A 15,573-nucleotide genomic window follows, 5' to 3' on the forward strand; every position below is an offset into this window, starting at 1 on the left:
GCTGTCCCGCCCGGCAACCGGGGCGCGAGGCAAGCGGAACGGCCGGTGGCCGGCGAAGCTGCTCAGCCCTTTTCGAGGTACTCTGCGCGGTCCTCGTCGACGAGCGCGGCGACCGAGGCGGCGAGCGCCGGATGTCGGACCAGCTCCGGATCCTCCTCCACCAACGCGATCGCCTCCGCCCGAGCGTCTCTGATCAGGTCCGCGTCGCGCAGCAACGACAGCAGGCGCAGGTGCGAACGACGACCGGACTGGGTGGCACCCAGCACGTCCCCCTCCCGCCGCTGTTCCAGGTCCAGCTCGGCGAGCTTGAAACCGTCAGTGGTGGAGGCGACCGCGTCCAGCCGCTCCCGCGCCCCGCTGCCGTCGGCCGCCTCGGTCACCAGCAGGCAGAGCCCGGGAGCGCTGCCCCGGCCCACCCGGCCACGCAACTGGTGCAGCTGCGAGACGCCGAACCGGTCGGCGTCCAGCACCACCATCATCGTCGCGTTGGGTACGTCCACCCCCACCTCGACCACCGTGGTGGCCACCAGCACGTCCAGCTGGCCGGCCGCGAAGGAGCGCATCACCGCGTCCTTCTCGTCGGCCGGCAGCCGGCCGTGCAGGACACCGATCCGTAGCCCGTGCAGCGGCCCGTCGGCCAGCAACGGCGCGACGTCGGTCACCGCGAGCGGTGGCCGCCGCTCCGAGTCGTCGACCGCCGGCGGCTCCTCCTCGGCCCCGGACGTCGAGTCCCCGATCCGGGGGCAGACCACGTACGCCTGATGGCCGGCGGTGACCTCCTCCCGCAGCCGCCGCCAGGCACGGTCGAGGAAGGCCGGCTTCTCCGCGGCCGGCACGACGTGCGAGGCGATCGGCGAACGACCGCGCGGCAGCTGGGAGAGGGTGGAGATCTCCAGGTCGCCGTAGACCGTCATGGCCACCGTACGAGGGATCGGAGTGGCGGTCATCACCAGTACGTGCGGCGGCTGCTCCGCCTTGGCCCGCAACGCGTCGCGCTGCTCGACGCCGAACCGGTGCTGTTCGTCGACCACGACCAGACCCAGGTCGGCGAAGTCGACCCCCTCGTAGAGCAGGGCGTGGGTGCCGAGCACGATGCCGGCCGCGCCGCTGGCGACCTCGGCCAACGCCCGGCGCCGCGCCGCCGCGCCCAGCGAGCCGGTGACCAGTTCCACCCGGGTGGCGTGCTCGGCGGCACCCAGTTCACCGGCCTGGGCGAGCGGGCCGAGCAGGTCGAGCATGCCCCGGTGGTGTTGGGCGGCGAGCACCTCGGTGGGGGCCAGCAACGCGGCCTGGCCGCCCGCGTCGACCACCTGGAGCATCGCCCGCAGCGCCACCACGGTCTTGCCGGAGCCGACCTCGCCCTGCAACAACCGGTGCATCGGGTGACCGGTCGCGAGGTCGGCGGCGATCTCGACGCCGACGTCACGCTGGCCGGCGGTCAGCTCGTACGGCAACCGGGCGTCGAAGGCGTCGAGCAGACCACCCGGTCGCCCCGGTCGGGGGCGCGCGGGCGACGCGGCGGCGTCCCGCTTGCGGCGGACCAGGGTCACCTGCACGGCGAACGCCTCGTCCCACTTCAGCCGCCGACGGGCCCGGTACAGCTCCTCCCGGCTGGAGGGCCGGTGGATCTCCCGTAGCGCGGTGCCCAGGCCGACCAGGTTCCGACTGGCCCGCACCGTCGCCGGCAGCGGATCCTCCGGCGGGGCCACCGTGTCCAGCACCACCCGGACGCAGCGGGCGATGACCCAGGTGGGCACCGCGGCGGCGGCCGGATAGACCGGAATGAGTGCCCCGGCGAACTCCTCGATCTGCTCGCTGGCCGCCGCCTCGCTGTCGGTCTGCTCCCCGAGCAGGACGTACTCCGGCCCGTTGAGCTGCCGCCGACCCCGGAACTCGGTGACCTTCCCGGCGAACAGTCCCCACCGGCCCGGCCGCAGTTCCCGTTCGCGCCACGCCTGGTTGCCGAAGAAGGTGAGGGTGAGGCTGCCACCGGAGCCGTCGCCGACGGTGACCTCCAGCAGGTTGCCCCGCCGCTGCCGCATCGGGCGTACGGCGGTGCGCTGCACCTGGGCCAGCACGGTGACCTGTTCGCCGACGTCCAACGTGCGGATGTCGGTGTGCTCGCCACGCTCGTCGTAGCGGCGGGGGAAGTGGTAGATCAGGTCACCCGCGGTGTGCAGGTCGAGGTGGCCGGCCAGCGCCTTGGCGGTCTTCTCACCGACCAGCTTCTTCAGCGGGGTGTCCAGATCGGACGGCTCGGCGGTCATTCGACACCGACCAGCAACGGATGATGCGGTTGCCCACCCGGGTACGCCTGCACCTCGACGAAGGGCCAGCGCGCCGTGATGTGCGTGCGTACCGCGTCCACCAGCCCGTCGGGTGCGTCCGCGCCGACGAGCAGGGTGACCAGTTCGCCGCCACCGCCGAGCATCCGGTCGACAAGTGCGACGCAGGTGTCCACCAGGTCCCCGCCGATCAGGTTCACCTCCCCCTCGACCAGGGCGAGCACGTCACCGGCGCGGCACGGGCCGGCGACGGTGAGCGCGTCCCGGCCGGCCCGGCACACCTCGGCGTACCGGCAGGCACCGGCCGCCTCGGCCATCGCGATCACGTCGTCGGCGAAGCGACGCCCCGGATCGCGCACGGCCAGCGCCGCCAGCGCCTGCACCGGTGAGCGGGTCGGCACCACGGCCACCTCCACCCCCAGCCGGTGCGCCTCCTCGACGACCTGGTTCGCCACCGCCTGCGCGGCCGGGTCGTTGGGCAGCACCACCACGCGGGCCGCGCCGGTGGCGCGTACCGCGTCGAGCAGTTCGCCGGTCGACGGATCGCCGGGCACCACCACCGCTCCCTCGGCGGCGAGCAACTCGGCGATCCCGGCACCCGCGGCCACCACCACGGCGGCCCGCCCGTCGGAGGACCGGGGCGGTACGGGCTCCGGTTGGTCGGTGAAGCGGGTCACCGCGATCTGGTGCGGGCGGCCGGCGACCACGCCCGCCTCGATCGCCGCGCCGACGTCGTTGACGTGCACGTGGACCTGCCAGGTGCCGTGGTCACCGACGACCACCAGGGAGTCACCGATGTCGGCGAGGGTGGCCCGCATCCGCCGCACCGCGGCGGGCTCGGCGTCGAGCAGGAACTGCACCTCGTAGGCGAACTCGGTCGAGCCGGTCTCCCGGGCGACGGTGACCGGCGGCCGCACCGACGAGACGCTGGACGCCGGCCGCACCGGGCTGTCCCCCGCCACCACCTCGACCAGCGCGTCGAGCAGCAGGCACAGCCCCTGCCCACCGGCGTCGACCACCCCGGCCCGGGCCAGCGCGGGCAACTGCTCGGGGGTACGGGCCAGCGCGTCGGCCGCGGCGTCGGCCGCCGCCCGGGCCACCACCCGCAACTCGTCGCTGCCTACCCGCTCGGCCGCGTCGGCCGCGGCCGAGGCCACCGAGAGCAGGGTGCCCTCGACCGGGCGGGCCACCGCCGCGTACGCCGCGTCGGTCGCCTCGCGCAGCGCCGCCGCCAGCTCCCGGCCCCGCACCTGGGGGGTGGCGGCCAGCGCGTCGGCGAGGCCGCGCAGGATCTGCGACAGGATCACCCCCGAGTTTCCCCGCGCGCCGAGCAGGGCACCCCGGGCCATCAGGCGCAACGCGTGCCCGTGCGCGGTCGCGACGCCGTCGGCGTGGGTGTCGAGATCCATCGCGAGCGCCTGGTGTGCGGAGGTGAGGGTGAGCACCAGGTTGGTGCCGGTGTCACCGTCGGGCACCGGGTAGACGTTCAGCTCGTCGATCTCACCCTGGTGCCGCTTGAGCGCGGCCAGGCCGCTGGCGCACCAGCGGCGCACGGCGGCGGCGTCGAGGGTGTCCAGCACGGTGGCAGCCTACTGGCGTACGCTGACACTCGCCCGGCGCCGGGTGGGTGCGCCCCGGTCGGGTTCCCGGCACGGTGCTGCCCGCGTCGGATGCCGAGCCGTCTGGGTGGCCGAGCCCGGTTGGGCGTGCGGTTCCCCCATCGGGTACCCTGGCCAGGTTGCCCGGGCTGCGCCTGGTGCCGACTTCATGAACGTTTCAATCCCAGGAGTATCCCGTGGCTAGCGTGTGCGACGTCTGTGGCAAGGGACCGGGCTTCGGCCACAACGTGTCCCACTCGCACCGGCGGACCAACCGCCGCTGGAACCCGAACATCCAGTCGGTGCGCACCCCGGCCGGTGGCGGCACGACCAAGAAGCTGAAGGTCTGCACGTCCTGCATCAAGGCCGGCAAGGTCGCCCGCGCCTGACGCGGTAGCACCCGGACATCACGACCGTCACACCGGCGGGCCCCGACGGGCCCGCCGGTGTCGTCGTGTCCGCATGAGCCGGGGGCTCAGAGCGTGCGGCCGAACGACAGGCAGCCGGGCTCGTCGGCGTAGAAGCCGAAGTTGGGGATCCGCTCGTAGCCGGCCGCCTTGTACAACGCGATCGCCTCGGGCTGGCGGTCACCGCACTCCAGGATGATCCGTCGGCGGCCGTGCTCCCGGGCCGAGCGTTCGATGGCCGCCAGCACCGTGCGGGCCACCCCCCGCCCCCGCGCCTGCGGAGCGGTGTACATCCGCTTCAGCTCGGCGGTCCCGTCGCCGTGGCTGCGCCAGCCGCCGCAGCCCACCGGCTGCCCGTCGATCCGGGCGACCAGGAACGCCCCGGCCGGCGGCACGAACTCGCTCGCGTCCACCGGGGTCTCGTCGCCGCTGCCACCGTAACGGGCGCCCAGGTCGGCCAGGGTCGCAGTGATCAGCCGCTGGGCCACCGGAGAGTCGAACGGCACCGTGTGGATCTCGATTTCGGGCACCCGTGCAGGGTACGACCCGACCGGCGGCCCTCCGCCGGGTGGCCGGTGGTCAGCGGAAATGGTCCCATCCGGGCGGGCCGTCGAACGGTCGGCCGTCCACGGTCACCCCGGCACCTTCGGTGACCCGACCGATCGCCCGCCAGCCCGCTGGCAGGGCCGTCGCCGGGGGGAAGGTCGCCGCCAGCGCGTGGTCGTCGCCACCGGCCAGCAGCCAGGCGTACGGGTCGACGCCGAGCGCCTGCGCGGCGTCGCGCATCTGCGGCGGCACCTCGAAGGCGTCCCGGGTGATGTCGACGGCCACCCCGCTGGCCTTCGCCACGTGCGAGAGGTCGGCGAGCAGCCCGTCCGAGATGTCGATCATGGCAGTGGCGCCGAGCCGGGCTGCCTGCGGTCCGGCCCGGTAGGGCACCTCCGGCCGCCGGTACGCCTCGACCAGCAGCCGGGGCGTGCGGAACCCACGGGAGAGCACGGTGAACCCGGCCGCCGCGTACCCGGTGCGACCGGCCAGGGCGAGCAGGTCACCGGGGCGGGCGCCGGCCCGGGTGACCGGTGACCGACCGCCCAGGTCACCGAGCGCGGTGACCGCGATGGTGAGCGTGGGACTGGCCGACATGTCCCCGCCCACCACGCTGGCCCCGACCCCGGCCGCCTCGGCGCCGAGACCGTCGGCGAGCTGCTCCATCCATCCGGTCTCCACGTCGGCGGGCACGCAGAGCGCCACCAGCAGGGCCGTCGGCTCGGCCCCCATGGCCGCCACGTCGGCGAGGTTCGCCGCCGCCGCCCGCCGGCCGATGTCGTGCGCGCCGGACCAGTCCCGGCGGAAGTGCCGTCCCTCGACCAGCACGTCGGTGGTGGCGACCACGCGGGCGTCCGGCGCGGCGACCACCGCCGCGTCGTCCCCCGGGCCGAGCAGCACCGTCGCGCCGTACGACAACCGGGCGGTCACCCGGTCGATCAGCCCGAACTCGCCGACACCCGCGACGCTCACCACGACACCCCCCTGCGCTCGCTCACGACGGCACTCCGCTTCGCTGCGCGCCGCCGTGAGGCACCACCGCCCTGAGCCTGACGGCTCGCTCGCTACGCTCGCTCACGACGGCACTCCGCTTCGCTGCGCGCCGCCGTGAGGCACCACCGCCCTGAGCCTGATGGCTCGCTCGCTGCGCTCGCTCACTGCTTCTCCTTGGCCACCGATCGGGATCAGCCCTGGTCCGTAAGGTACTTTCTCCCTTCGGGCCGCCTTGCCGGCGGCGACGGAGGGAGGTCGAGCGTGGTACAGGCGTACATCCTCATCCAGACAGAGGTCGGCCGGGCACGTGACGTGGCCGGTCTCATCGCGGACCTCGCCGGCGTGGTCCGCGTCGACGCGGTCACCGGGCCGTACGACGTGGTCGTGCTCACCGAGGCGAACACCGTCGACGAGCTCGGCAAGCTCATCGTCAGCAAGGTGCAGATGGTGCCCGGCATCACCCGCACCCTCACGTGTTCGGTGGTGCGCCTGTAAGTGGACGAGCACTCGAACTCCCCTGTCGCCCAGGCCGACCGGCCGGACGCGAAGGCACCCGACCGGACCAACCGCAGCGCGGCGCTGATCGCCACCGCGGTGGCGCTGCCGGTGACCCTGCTGGTGGGCGCGCTCGCGCTGAACATTCTCGCGCCGGAGGAGCCGGCCGCCGCGCCGCAGCCGTCGGCGAGCACCCCCGGCCCGGTCTCCACCGCGCCGGTCGAGATGGCCGCTCCCCCGCTCGGCGAGCGCCCGACCGTCGTCTGTCGTGCCCTGTTGTCGCAGCTGCCCGACTCGATCCGCGACCTGCCGCAACGACCGGTGAGCGCCGGTCCCGAGCAGAACGCCGCGTACGGCGACCCGGCGCTCACGGTGGCCTGTGGTGGTGCCGCGCCACAGGTGCGTCCCGACGACCACCTCTACCTGGTCAATTCGGTCTGCTGGTACGCGGTGGAGGGGCCGGACGCGACGGAGTTGACCACGGTCGACCGGGAGACGGCGGTGACCCTGCGGGTGCCGAACTTCTACGGCGAGGCGTTGCAGTGGGCCTCCCCGGTCTCCGCCACCATCGTCGAGTCGATCCGGTCCTCCGGCACGGCACCGTCCGGCTGCACCTCCTGACGCCTCCGGGCCGGCCCGCCCGGTACCGGGGCTGCGCGTCAACCGCCGCGGCGGGGCTCAGTACTGCCCGGGCCCCCGGGTCAGCGCCGTCCGGATGAGCCGGTCGACCAGCTTCGGGTACTCCAGGCCGGCGGCCGCCCACATCCGGGGGAACATCGACGTCGGCGTGAAACCGGGCATCGTGTTGATCTCGTTGAGGTAGACCTCGAGGTCGGGCGTGACGAAGAAGTCGACCCGGGCCAGGCCGGCGCAGTCCAGCGCGGTGAACGCGCGCACGGCGTAGTCGCGGACCTGCCGGGTGACCCGCTCCGGCAGGTCGGCCGGGATGTCGTACTCGCAGGCGGTCTCCGCGTCGATGTACTTGGCCTCGAAGTCGTAGAAGTCGTAGTCGCCGACCACCCGCACCTCGGCCAGCACGGACGCCTCCGGCGCGCCGCCGGCCTCGCCCTCCAGCACACCGCACTCGATCTCCCGACCGACGACGGCGCCCTCCACCAGCACCTTGCCGTCGATCTCCCGGGCGGTGGCGAGGGCCGCGTCCAGGTCGTCCCAGTCGTTGACCTTCGTGATGCCGAAGGAGGAGCCGGCCCGGGAGGGCTTGACGAAGACCGGCAGGCCCAACCGCCGCTTGTCCGCCTCGCTGAGCGTCGTCCCGCTGCGCAGCACCGCGTACGGGCCGACCGGGATGCCCTCGGCGGCGCAGAGCTTCTTGGTGAACTCCTTGTCCATCGCGGCGGCCGAGGCAAAGACCTTCGCTCCGACGTACGGGATGCCGGCCATCTCCAGCATGCCCTGGATGGTGCCGTCCTCACCGTAGGCACCGTGCAGGACCGGGAAGACCACGTCCACGTCGGCGAGCGCCCGGGGCCCCTCGGTCGGGTCGAGCACCAGCAGTCCACCGCCGGTGGGGTCGGCACGCAGCACGATGTCCGTGCCGGACGCCGTGGTGATCTCCGGCAGCCGGCGGGCGTTGATGGCCAACTGACCGGGGTCGCCGCTGGTGAGTACCCACTGGCCGGCCCGGGTGATACCGACCGGCACCACCTCGAACTCGTCCGGGTCCAGCGCGGCGAGCACACTGCCGGCGCTGACGCACGAGATGCCGTGTTCCGGGCTGCGGCCGCCGAAGACGATCGCCACGCGGGTCTTGCCTGGGGTGGTCACTGTGATCACCTTTCCGGGACGCACTGCTGGCGCTCTCCCGGATGACCTTACTGTGCGTGGCGGGCGAAGGGAGCCGATACCCTGCGGCAACGCAGCGCGGGCGCAAACGGTCAACAAGTCATATACGCAACGTAACCAGGCCGGCGCGGGTCAGCCGGCCAACTCACGCTCGCCGTAGGCGTGCCGGCGGCCGATGGCGAGCACCTTGACCCGCTGCCGGCCGGCCCGCACCATGCCCAGCGCCATGAAGGCCCCGGCGATCCGGTCGGCCGCCTCGCGGCTGCTCGCGCCGACCACCTGGCGGCGACGCTCGGGGGCCAGCCGCTCGTTGCGGCCGTCCACCTCGTACGGGCGCACGTCGGTCAGCACCACCAGGAAACGTGTCATCGCCGGCCGCCCCGGCGCTCGCCGAAAAACCGCTGACCAGTCCGCACGTCGATTCCCTTCCGGTGGCCGACCAACTGGCGTGGCACGCGGCGGTCAGGTACGGGGGAAAAACCTGACCGCCGCGCGCCCCATCCCCTCCGGTCGCTCACCACCACCGTCGCCACGACAACCGGCGGTGAGGACGCGCTAACAGATTGACAGCCTCATGGGCATGAATGCAACTCTCACCGGCGTTCTCTCATGTACAGCTTCCCAAGTATGTGCGACCATCTATCCATGGCTCCGAAGACCGCACGCGCCCGCCGGTTGGGCATCGCCCTGCGCCACCATCGCGAGGCCGCCGGCCTCACCCTGGAGACCGCGGCTGACGAGATCAACAGCACCCGCAGCACGCTCTCCCGCTACGAGAACGCGCAGACCCTGGTCAGTCCGGCCACCGTGCGCGCCCTGCTCACCCTCTACGGGGTCGGCGCGGACGAGGTCGCGGCCGCCGTCCAACTCGCCAAGGACGCGCGCAAGCCGGGTTGGTGGGTGTCCTACTCGTACCTGCTCGACCGGCGCACCATCGACTTCATCGCGCTGGAGGCCGAGGCCGTGGCCATCGCGAACTTCGAGCCGTCGGTGGTGCCGGGGCTGCTGCAGACCGCCGACTACATCCGCGGCGTGATGCGCGGCGGGCCGCACACCCTCAGCGACAACGACGTCGAGGAGCGGGTACGCATGCGACTGGACCGGCAGCAGCGGGTCTTCGAGGAGGACCCGCCGATCTTCGACGCGATCATCGACGAGGCCGCGCTGCTGCGCCCGGTGGGTGACGACGCCGCGCAGCAGGGCCAGCTGAGCCACCTGCTCAAGATGAGCGAGCTGCCGAACATCACCGTGCAGGTGATCCCGTTGGCCGCCGGCTACCACCGGGGCACCCGGGGTTCCCTGCACATCCTCGAATTCGCCGATCCGGAGGATCCGATCATCGCCTCCGTGGAGACGGTCGCCGGGCAGATGATCCTCGACCGTCCTGGCGACCTGCGTACCTGCACCAAGATCATGGAACACCTGCGCACCGTCGCACTCAGCCCGACGGACAGTCGCGAGGCAATCTTCGAACTCCTGAAGGGACGGTAAGGCGATGACACCGGAGATCAGCGCGGCGGTGACCGTGACGGGATGGCGCAAGAGCAGCCACAGCGGTGACGAGGGAGCCTGCGTCGAGATGGCGGTCGTCCCCGGCACCGTCGCCGTCCGCGACTCCAAGGACCCGCACGGCCCGCTGCTGAGCTTCCCGCCGGCCGCGTGGAGCGCCTTCACCCAGGCGCCGCCGACCCGCTGAGCCTCGGAGGAACCGCACCCCAGAGCCGCTGACCGGGCCGGTAAGGGCACCGCCGGCCCGGTCAGCCCCTCCGCCGTCGTCCGCTCAGTCGCCGACCAGCGGCGGCGGCGACGGCAACGCCCGGATCGCCTCCAGCGCCGCCAACGCCACGCCCCGCGCACCGGCCATGTCGCGGTCCGGCACCAGGGCGAAGGTGGCCAGGGCGGCCTGCTCCACCCGGAGCAGCGTGTGCTCCCGCACGGCGGCCAGGAACCAGTCGCGGAACGCCGGGTCCGTCTCCACCACCCCGCCGCCGACGAAGTACGCGTGCGGATCGGTGAAGTTCGCCGCGATGGTGAACAGGGCACCGAGCGCCCTCGCCTGCTGGGCGAAGATCTCCCTGGCCAGCTCGTCGCCCCGCTCGCCGTAGCCGCGTACCAGTTTCGCCGCCCGCTGCGGCGACTCGCCGGCCAGTGGGTGCCCCGGGAAGCGGGTCAGCCAGTACGGCAGCAGGTTGTGCTCGATCGCGGTCAACGACACGACGCTCTCGACGTCACCGGCGAAACCGCAGGCGCAGGTCGGCACCGGCTGTCCCGGTGCCAACACGGTGGTCAACGGAATCTGCACGTGCCCCAGTTCGCCGGCCATCCCCGCCGCCCCGGAGATCACCCGGCCGTGCTCGACCAGGCCGCCGCCCAGTCCGGTGCCGACGATCGCCGACACCGACGACCGCCGCATCGCGTCGGTCCCGAAGTGGACATGATGGGCGTAGAGCGCGGCGGCGTTGCCGTCGTTGTGGTAGATCACCGGCAGCCCCAACCGACGTTCGAGGGCACCCCGGACGTCGTAGCCGCGCCAGGCCGGCTGGGAGAAGTTCGTGGACCCCTTCGACGAGATGACGCCGCTGGCGCTGGCCGGGCCGGGGGTGTCCAGACCGACCGCGCCGACCTGGCCGCGGGACACCCCGGTGCGGGCCAGCACGCCGTCGAAGGCCTCCGCCATCGCCGCCACCGCCGCCTCCGGGCCCTCCTGCACCCGGCTCGGCGTCTCCACCAGGCGATCGACCAGGAACCGTCCGTCGAGCGTGAGCACGGTGGCGTTGTTGGTCGTGCCACCGTTGTCGATCCCGACCACCACCGTCGCGCCGTCCACCCGAGTTCCGCCTCCCACCGTCACAGCCTGACGTGAGGCTAGTTCTCGTACCGCCCGCCCGCCACGTCGTCCGGGCATCGGCCCGTCATCGCGGTGGCGTCGGCGACGTCGTCACGCGCCACCGACGGCACCAGGCCTGCCTCGCTCAGCACCGCCCGGAACCGCTCGACCTGCGTCCGGCCCACCTCCACCACCAGATGGCCGCCCGGCGCGAGCCAGTACGGCGCGGCAGCGGCCAGCCGACGCAGCACGGCCAGCCCGTCCGGCCCGCCGTCGAGTGCCGCGGCGGACTCGTACCGGCGTGCCTCGGGAGGCAGCAGAGCCATCGCGACCGTCGGTACGTACGGGGCGTTCGCCACCACCAGATCGAGCCGGCCACGCCAGGCCGCCGGCAGCGGATCGAACAGATCCCCGATGAGGACCGGCACCCCCGCGGCCGCGAGGTTCCGCCGCGCACAGGCCACCGCCGCCGGATCCACGTCGACCGCGGCCAGCAGCCGGGGCGCGGCGAGTCGACGCGCCAGCACCCGGCTGATCGCACCGGAGCCGCAGCACAGCTCCACCACGGTCGCCGCCGGCCCGGTCACCGCCACCGCCGTCGACACCAGCAGGGCGGTACGCGCCCGGGGCACGAAGACGCCCGGGTCGACCTCGATCCGCTCGCCGCAGAACTCCGCCCAGCCGAGCAGGTACTCCAGCGGCTCGCCGGCGACCCGCCGGTCGACCAGATCCGCGAGCGTCTCCGGGCCGCCGTCGACGGCCAGCAGCAGGCGGGCCTCCTCCTCGGCCCACACACAGCCGGCCTGCCGCAACCGGGCGACCAGGGCGTCGTACCCGACCGGGAAGACCGGCGCTCCCATCAGGCCGCGGCGTCCAGCGCGGCCGCGACGTCGGCGACCAGGTCGGCGGTGTCCTCCACCCCGCAGGAGAGCCGGACGAAACCGGGCGACGTGTCGTCGCCCCACTGCGCCCGCCGGTCCGCCGTGGTGTGCAGGCCGCCGAAGGAGGTCGCCGCGGCGACCAGCCGGGCCGCGTCGAGGAAGCGGGCGACCCGGTCGGCGCTGCCGAGATCGAAGGAGAGCACGCCCGGCATCCGTCGCAGTTGGCGCACCGCCACCGCGTGCGCCGGATCGTGCGGCAGGCCGGGCCAGCGCAGCCCGGCGACGTCGGCGCGCTCGGCCAGCAGCCGGGCCAGCGCCTGCGCGTTCGCCGTCTGCCGGGCCAGGCGCAGGTCGAGGGTGGCCAGCGACCGGTGGGCCAGCCAGGCGTCGAACGCGCCCGGCACGGCACCGGTCGCGGTACGCCAGGCGGTGACCGTCGACAGCAGCTCCGCCGACCGGGTGGTGACGTAGCCGAGCAACAGGTCGGAGTGCCCGGTCAACGCCTTGGTGCCGGAGGCCACGACCACGTCGGCGCCGAGGTCCAACGGCCGCTGCCCGAGCGGGGTGGCGGTGGTGTTGTCCACGGCCAGCAGGGCGCCCGCGGCGTGCGCCCGCTCGGCGAGCGCCGGCAGGTCCACCACGTCGAGTCCCGGGTTCGCCGGCGTCTCCACCAGCACCAGCCGTACCCCGTCGAGGTCCGGGTACGGGCCGGCGGTCGGCGCGAACCGCACCCGCACGCCGTTGCCGGCGAGGGTGTCGGTGGCGAACGCGCGCACCGGGAAGTACCCGTCGGCGGGCAGCACCACCACGTCACCCGCCCGCAGCACCGCCAGCAGCAGCCCGGTTATCGCCGCCTGGCCGCTGGCGAAGACCCGGCAGTCGCCGCCCTCCAGCTCACCCACCGCGGCCTCCAGCAGCCGGCGGGTCGGGTTGTCCGGACGCCCGTACCCGTTCGGGGCCGTCGCCGGGCCCTGCCACGGGTCGAGGTGGTACGGCGCGGCGAACACCGGCCCGGGCAGGAACGGCGCACCCGGGGTGGGCTCGGGCAGGCCGGCGTGCACGCACCGGGTGCCGTCTCCCGTCGACGGGTGGTCATGCGGCTGCGGGGCGTCGCGCTCGCTCATGGTGCTGCTCACTCCGGCTTCGTGGTGCGGCTCATCAGGGCCTGGACCGCCAGGCGCGGGTCCACCCCCTCGTGGCAGACCAGCTCGACCTGCTCGGTGATCGGCATCTCCACGCCGTGCGCGCGGGCCAGGTCCCGGATCGCCAGCGCGCTCTTCACCCCCTCGGCGGTCTGCCTGGTGGCCACCCGTGCCTCCTCCAGGGTGGCGCCCCGGCCGAGGTGCTCACCGAAGGTGCGGTTGCGGGCCGACGGCGACGAGCAGGAGGCCACCAGGTCACCCATCCCGGCCAGGCCGGCGAAGGTGAGCGGATCCGCGCCGAGGGCGACCCCGAGCCGGGCGGTCTCGGCCAGCCCACGGGTGACGAGCATCGCCCGGGTGTTGTGGCCGAAGCCCATCGCGGTGGCGATGCCGTACGCCAGCGCGATCACGTTCTTGACGGCGCCGCCCAGCTCGCAGCCGATCACGTCGTCGTTCGTGTACGGCCGGAAGTAGGGCGTGGTGATCGACCGCTGCACCAGGGTGGCCCGATCGGAATCGGTGCAGGCCACCACGGTGGCCGCGGGTTGCTCCGCGGCGATCTCCGGTGCCAGGTTGGGGCCGGAGACCACCACCACCCGGTCCGCCGCGACCCCGGCGGTCTCGACGATCACCTCGCTCATCCGCTTGGTGGTGCCGAGTTCGATGCCCTTCATCAGCGACACCAGGGTGGCCTCGGGGTGCAGGTGCTCCACCCACTCGGCGAGGTTGCCGCGCAAGGTCTGCGACGGCACCGCCAGCACCACCATCTCGGCACCCTTGATCGCCTCGACCGGGTCGCCGGTCGCGGTGACCCGCTCCGGCAACACCACACCGGGCAGGTACTCCGGGTTACTCCGCTCGGCCCGGATCGCGTCGGCGATCGACTGTCGCCGCGCCCAGAGCGTCACCTCCCGGCCGGCGTCGGCGAGGATCTTCGCGAACGCCGTACCCCACGACCCCGCCCCCAGCACCGCCACCTGCCCACTCACGCCGCCGCCTCCCTACGGTCGGCACCGGCGTGAGGCAACACCACACCGCACCGATGATTCGCTCGCTGACGCTCGCTCATGCCGCCGCCTCCGGGTGCTGGCGGTCGGGCTGGGGGCGGGTGGTGCGCTGCCACAGCGGCGGCGGTGTCCCGCCCCGGATGTCGGCGAGCATGTCCCGCAGCCGCAACATGATCACGTCGGTCATCTCCTCCAACACCTGGCGGCTCGGGGTGGCGCCGGCCCAGCGGCTCAGGTCGATCGGCGGCCCGGCCACCACGGTCACCGGGATCCGGGGCCGCAGGTTGATCCGGGCGCGGCGCGGATCGAAGATCCGCTCCGGTCCCCACATCGCCAGCGGCACCACCGGGGCGCCGGTGGCCAACGCCAGCCGGGCCGCGCCGGTCTTGCCCTTCATCGGCCACAGGTCCGGCTCCCGGCTGGTGGTCCCCTCCGGGTAGAGGATCACGGCACCGCCCGCGTCGAGCGCCCGGACCAGAGCGTCCAGCGACTTCACCGCGTCGACCGAGCCCCGCTCCACGGGGATCTGCCGGCACCGGTGCAGGATCCAGCCGATCACCGGCACCTTGAACACGCTCGCCTTGCCGAGGAACTGCGGCCATCGCCCGGCGTCGTAGACGAAGTGCGCGGAGACCAGCGGATCGGCGTGCGAGATGTGGTTCGGCACGATGATCACGGGACCGTCCTGGTCCAGGTGTTCCATGCCCCGCCAGGTACGCCGGGTCCAGACGGTCATCACCGGCTTGACCAGCACCACGGCGAACCATTGCCAGAATCCCAGCCTCCGCCGACCCACCGTGCCTCCTCATGCCCACCCCGACCCGCCACCGGAGGAGCCCGGTGAGGTCCGCAGCGGAAATCATGCCTGCTCGCCCCGGGTACGGCCAGTGAGGGTACCGCCGGCCGGCTGGCAGGATGGCAGGCGTGACACAGCCCTGGACGGTGGTGGTGCCGGTCAAGCGCCTGGCAGCCGCGAAGACCCGGCTGCGTGGCGGGCTGCCGGGCGTACCCCACCAGGAGCTGGCGCTGGCGCTGGCCGCCGACACCCTGGCGGCGGTGCGGGCCTGCCCGGTGGTGGCCGAGGTGCTGGTGGTCACCGACGACACCCGGGTCGCCGACGAGGCCCGGTCCGGTGGTGCCCGGGTACTGCCGGACGTCGCGGACGCCGGGCTCAACGCCGCGTTGCGGCACGGCGCGGCGGGCGTCGCCGGCTGGGTGGCCGGGCTGACCGCCGACCTGCCGGCGCTGCGGCCGGCCGAGCTGGCGGCGGCGCTGCACGCGGCGCTCGCCGGACCGCGCGGGGTACGCCGGTTCGTGGCCGACGCTCCGGGCACCGGCACCGTGCTGCTGGCCGCCCCGCCCGGCGTACCCCTGGACCCGCGCTTCGGCCCTGGCTCGGCCGCCGCGCACGCGGCCAGTGGCGCCCGTCCACTCACCGGCGACTGGCCGAGCCTGCGACGGGACGTGGACACCGCCGACGACCTGGCCGCCGCCGCGCGACTCGGCCTGGGTCCGCGCACCACGGCGCTGACCGGCGGCTGCCGCACCGAGTCCTTCGCCACCTGACCCCCGGGTGTGCGCGCGCCCGC

General features: G+C 73.7%; 17 protein-coding genes. 6 read left to right on the forward strand and 11 right to left on the reverse strand.

Annotated elements, in window-relative coordinates; translation table 11 throughout:
• Positions 1–62: 62 nt before the first annotated feature.
• Positions 63–2,267, reverse strand: a complete 2,205-nt coding sequence (gene recG, locus O7605_RS12960) for an ATP-dependent DNA helicase RecG (RefSeq protein ID WP_269739416.1) — start codon at positions 2,265–2,267, stop codon at positions 63–65.
• Positions 2,264–3,865 carry a DAK2 domain-containing protein gene (locus tag O7605_RS12965; RefSeq protein WP_269739417.1) on the reverse strand — a complete coding sequence of 534 codons (1,602 nt, stop codon included), beginning with the start codon at positions 3,863–3,865 and terminating at the stop codon, positions 2,264–2,266. The genes recG and O7605_RS12965 overlap by 4 nt, the downstream gene beginning before the upstream one ends.
• A gap of 215 nt (positions 3,866–4,080) precedes the next feature.
• Here O7605_RS12965 and rpmB point away from each other — a divergent pair, with 215 nt between their 5' ends.
• Entirely contained in the window at positions 4,081–4,272 is a 192-nt protein-coding gene (gene rpmB, locus O7605_RS12970) for a 50S ribosomal protein L28 (protein WP_093401721.1), read from the forward strand.
• A gap of 86 nt (positions 4,273–4,358) precedes the next feature.
• Here the strand turns inward: rpmB and O7605_RS12975 are convergent, their stop codons facing one another.
• Positions 4,359–4,820 (reverse strand): GNAT family N-acetyltransferase, encoded by a 462-nt coding sequence (locus tag O7605_RS12975; RefSeq protein ID WP_269739418.1) that lies wholly within the window; start codon positions 4,818–4,820, stop codon positions 4,359–4,361.
• A 49-nt stretch (positions 4,821–4,869) separates the two neighbouring features.
• Complete coding sequence (locus O7605_RS12980) at positions 4,870–5,808, reverse strand: thiamine-phosphate kinase (protein ID WP_269739419.1); 939 nt, start codon at positions 5,806–5,808, stop codon at positions 4,870–4,872.
• Between the two features lie 282 nt (positions 5,809–6,090).
• Between O7605_RS12980 and O7605_RS12985 the strand changes: the two genes are divergently transcribed.
• Both O7605_RS12985 and O7605_RS12990 read left to right on the forward strand, forming a co-directional pair.
• Positions 6,091–6,324, forward strand: coding sequence for an Lrp/AsnC ligand binding domain-containing protein (locus O7605_RS12985; RefSeq protein ID WP_013284547.1), 234 nt, complete (start codon positions 6,091–6,093; stop codon positions 6,322–6,324).
• A complete protein-coding gene (locus O7605_RS12990) occupies positions 6,325–6,945 on the forward strand; it encodes a DUF3515 family protein (RefSeq protein WP_269739420.1) in 621 nt (206 codons plus the stop codon). It abuts the gene before it with no gap.
• Between the two features lie 57 nt (positions 6,946–7,002).
• Here O7605_RS12990 and O7605_RS12995 read toward each other — a convergent pair whose 3' ends face one another.
• Complete coding sequence (locus O7605_RS12995) at positions 7,003–8,109, reverse strand: D-alanine--D-alanine ligase family protein (RefSeq protein ID WP_269739421.1); 1,107 nt, start codon at positions 8,107–8,109, stop codon at positions 7,003–7,005.
• 150 nt (positions 8,110–8,259) lie between these two features.
• Entirely contained in the window at positions 8,260–8,496 is a 237-nt protein-coding gene (locus O7605_RS13000; protein WP_164445736.1) for a hypothetical protein, read from the reverse strand.
• A gap of 276 nt (positions 8,497–8,772) precedes the next feature.
• Between O7605_RS13000 and O7605_RS13005 the strand changes: the two genes are divergently transcribed.
• Positions 8,773–9,618, forward strand: coding sequence for a helix-turn-helix domain-containing protein (locus O7605_RS13005; RefSeq protein WP_269739422.1), 846 nt, complete (start codon positions 8,773–8,775; stop codon positions 9,616–9,618).
• A 4-nt stretch (positions 9,619–9,622) separates the two neighbouring features.
• Positions 9,623–9,823, forward strand: coding sequence for a DUF397 domain-containing protein (locus O7605_RS13010; protein WP_269739423.1), 201 nt, complete (start codon positions 9,623–9,625; stop codon positions 9,821–9,823).
• An 84-nt stretch (positions 9,824–9,907) separates the two neighbouring features.
• Here the strand turns inward: O7605_RS13010 and O7605_RS13015 are convergent, their stop codons facing one another.
• The 5 genes from O7605_RS13015 to O7605_RS13035 form a co-directional block, all read right to left on the reverse strand.
• A complete protein-coding gene (locus O7605_RS13015; protein WP_269739424.1) occupies positions 9,908–10,972 on the reverse strand; it encodes an ROK family protein in 1,065 nt (354 codons plus the stop codon).
• A gap of 20 nt (positions 10,973–10,992) precedes the next feature.
• Complete coding sequence (locus O7605_RS13020) at positions 10,993–11,814, reverse strand: putative protein N(5)-glutamine methyltransferase (protein ID WP_269739425.1); 822 nt, start codon at positions 11,812–11,814, stop codon at positions 10,993–10,995.
• On the reverse strand, positions 11,814–12,959 hold the full coding sequence (locus tag O7605_RS13025) for a cystathionine gamma-lyase (RefSeq protein ID WP_269739426.1): 1,146 nt from the start codon (positions 12,957–12,959) through the stop codon (positions 11,814–11,816). Before O7605_RS13025 ends, O7605_RS13020 begins: the two co-directional genes overlap by 1 nt.
• 8 nt (positions 12,960–12,967) lie before the next feature.
• Positions 12,968–13,966 carry an NAD(P)H-dependent glycerol-3-phosphate dehydrogenase gene (locus O7605_RS13030; RefSeq protein WP_164445742.1) on the reverse strand — a complete coding sequence of 333 codons (999 nt, stop codon included), beginning with the start codon at positions 13,964–13,966 and terminating at the stop codon, positions 12,968–12,970.
• Between the two features lie 76 nt (positions 13,967–14,042).
• Positions 14,043–14,780 (reverse strand): lysophospholipid acyltransferase family protein, encoded by a 738-nt coding sequence (locus tag O7605_RS13035; RefSeq protein ID WP_269739427.1) that lies wholly within the window; start codon positions 14,778–14,780, stop codon positions 14,043–14,045.
• A 128-nt stretch (positions 14,781–14,908) separates the two neighbouring features.
• Between O7605_RS13035 and cofC the strand changes: the two genes are divergently transcribed.
• On the forward strand, positions 14,909–15,550 hold the full coding sequence (cofC, locus tag O7605_RS13040; protein WP_269739428.1) for a 2-phospho-L-lactate guanylyltransferase: 642 nt from the start codon (positions 14,909–14,911) through the stop codon (positions 15,548–15,550).
• The last annotated feature ends 23 nt before the right edge of the window (positions 15,551–15,573 follow it).

It is taken from the genome of Verrucosispora sp. WMMA2121 (genome assembly GCF_027460185.1).
Taxonomy (GTDB): domain Bacteria; phylum Actinomycetota; class Actinomycetes; order Mycobacteriales; family Micromonosporaceae; genus Micromonospora; species Micromonospora palythoicola.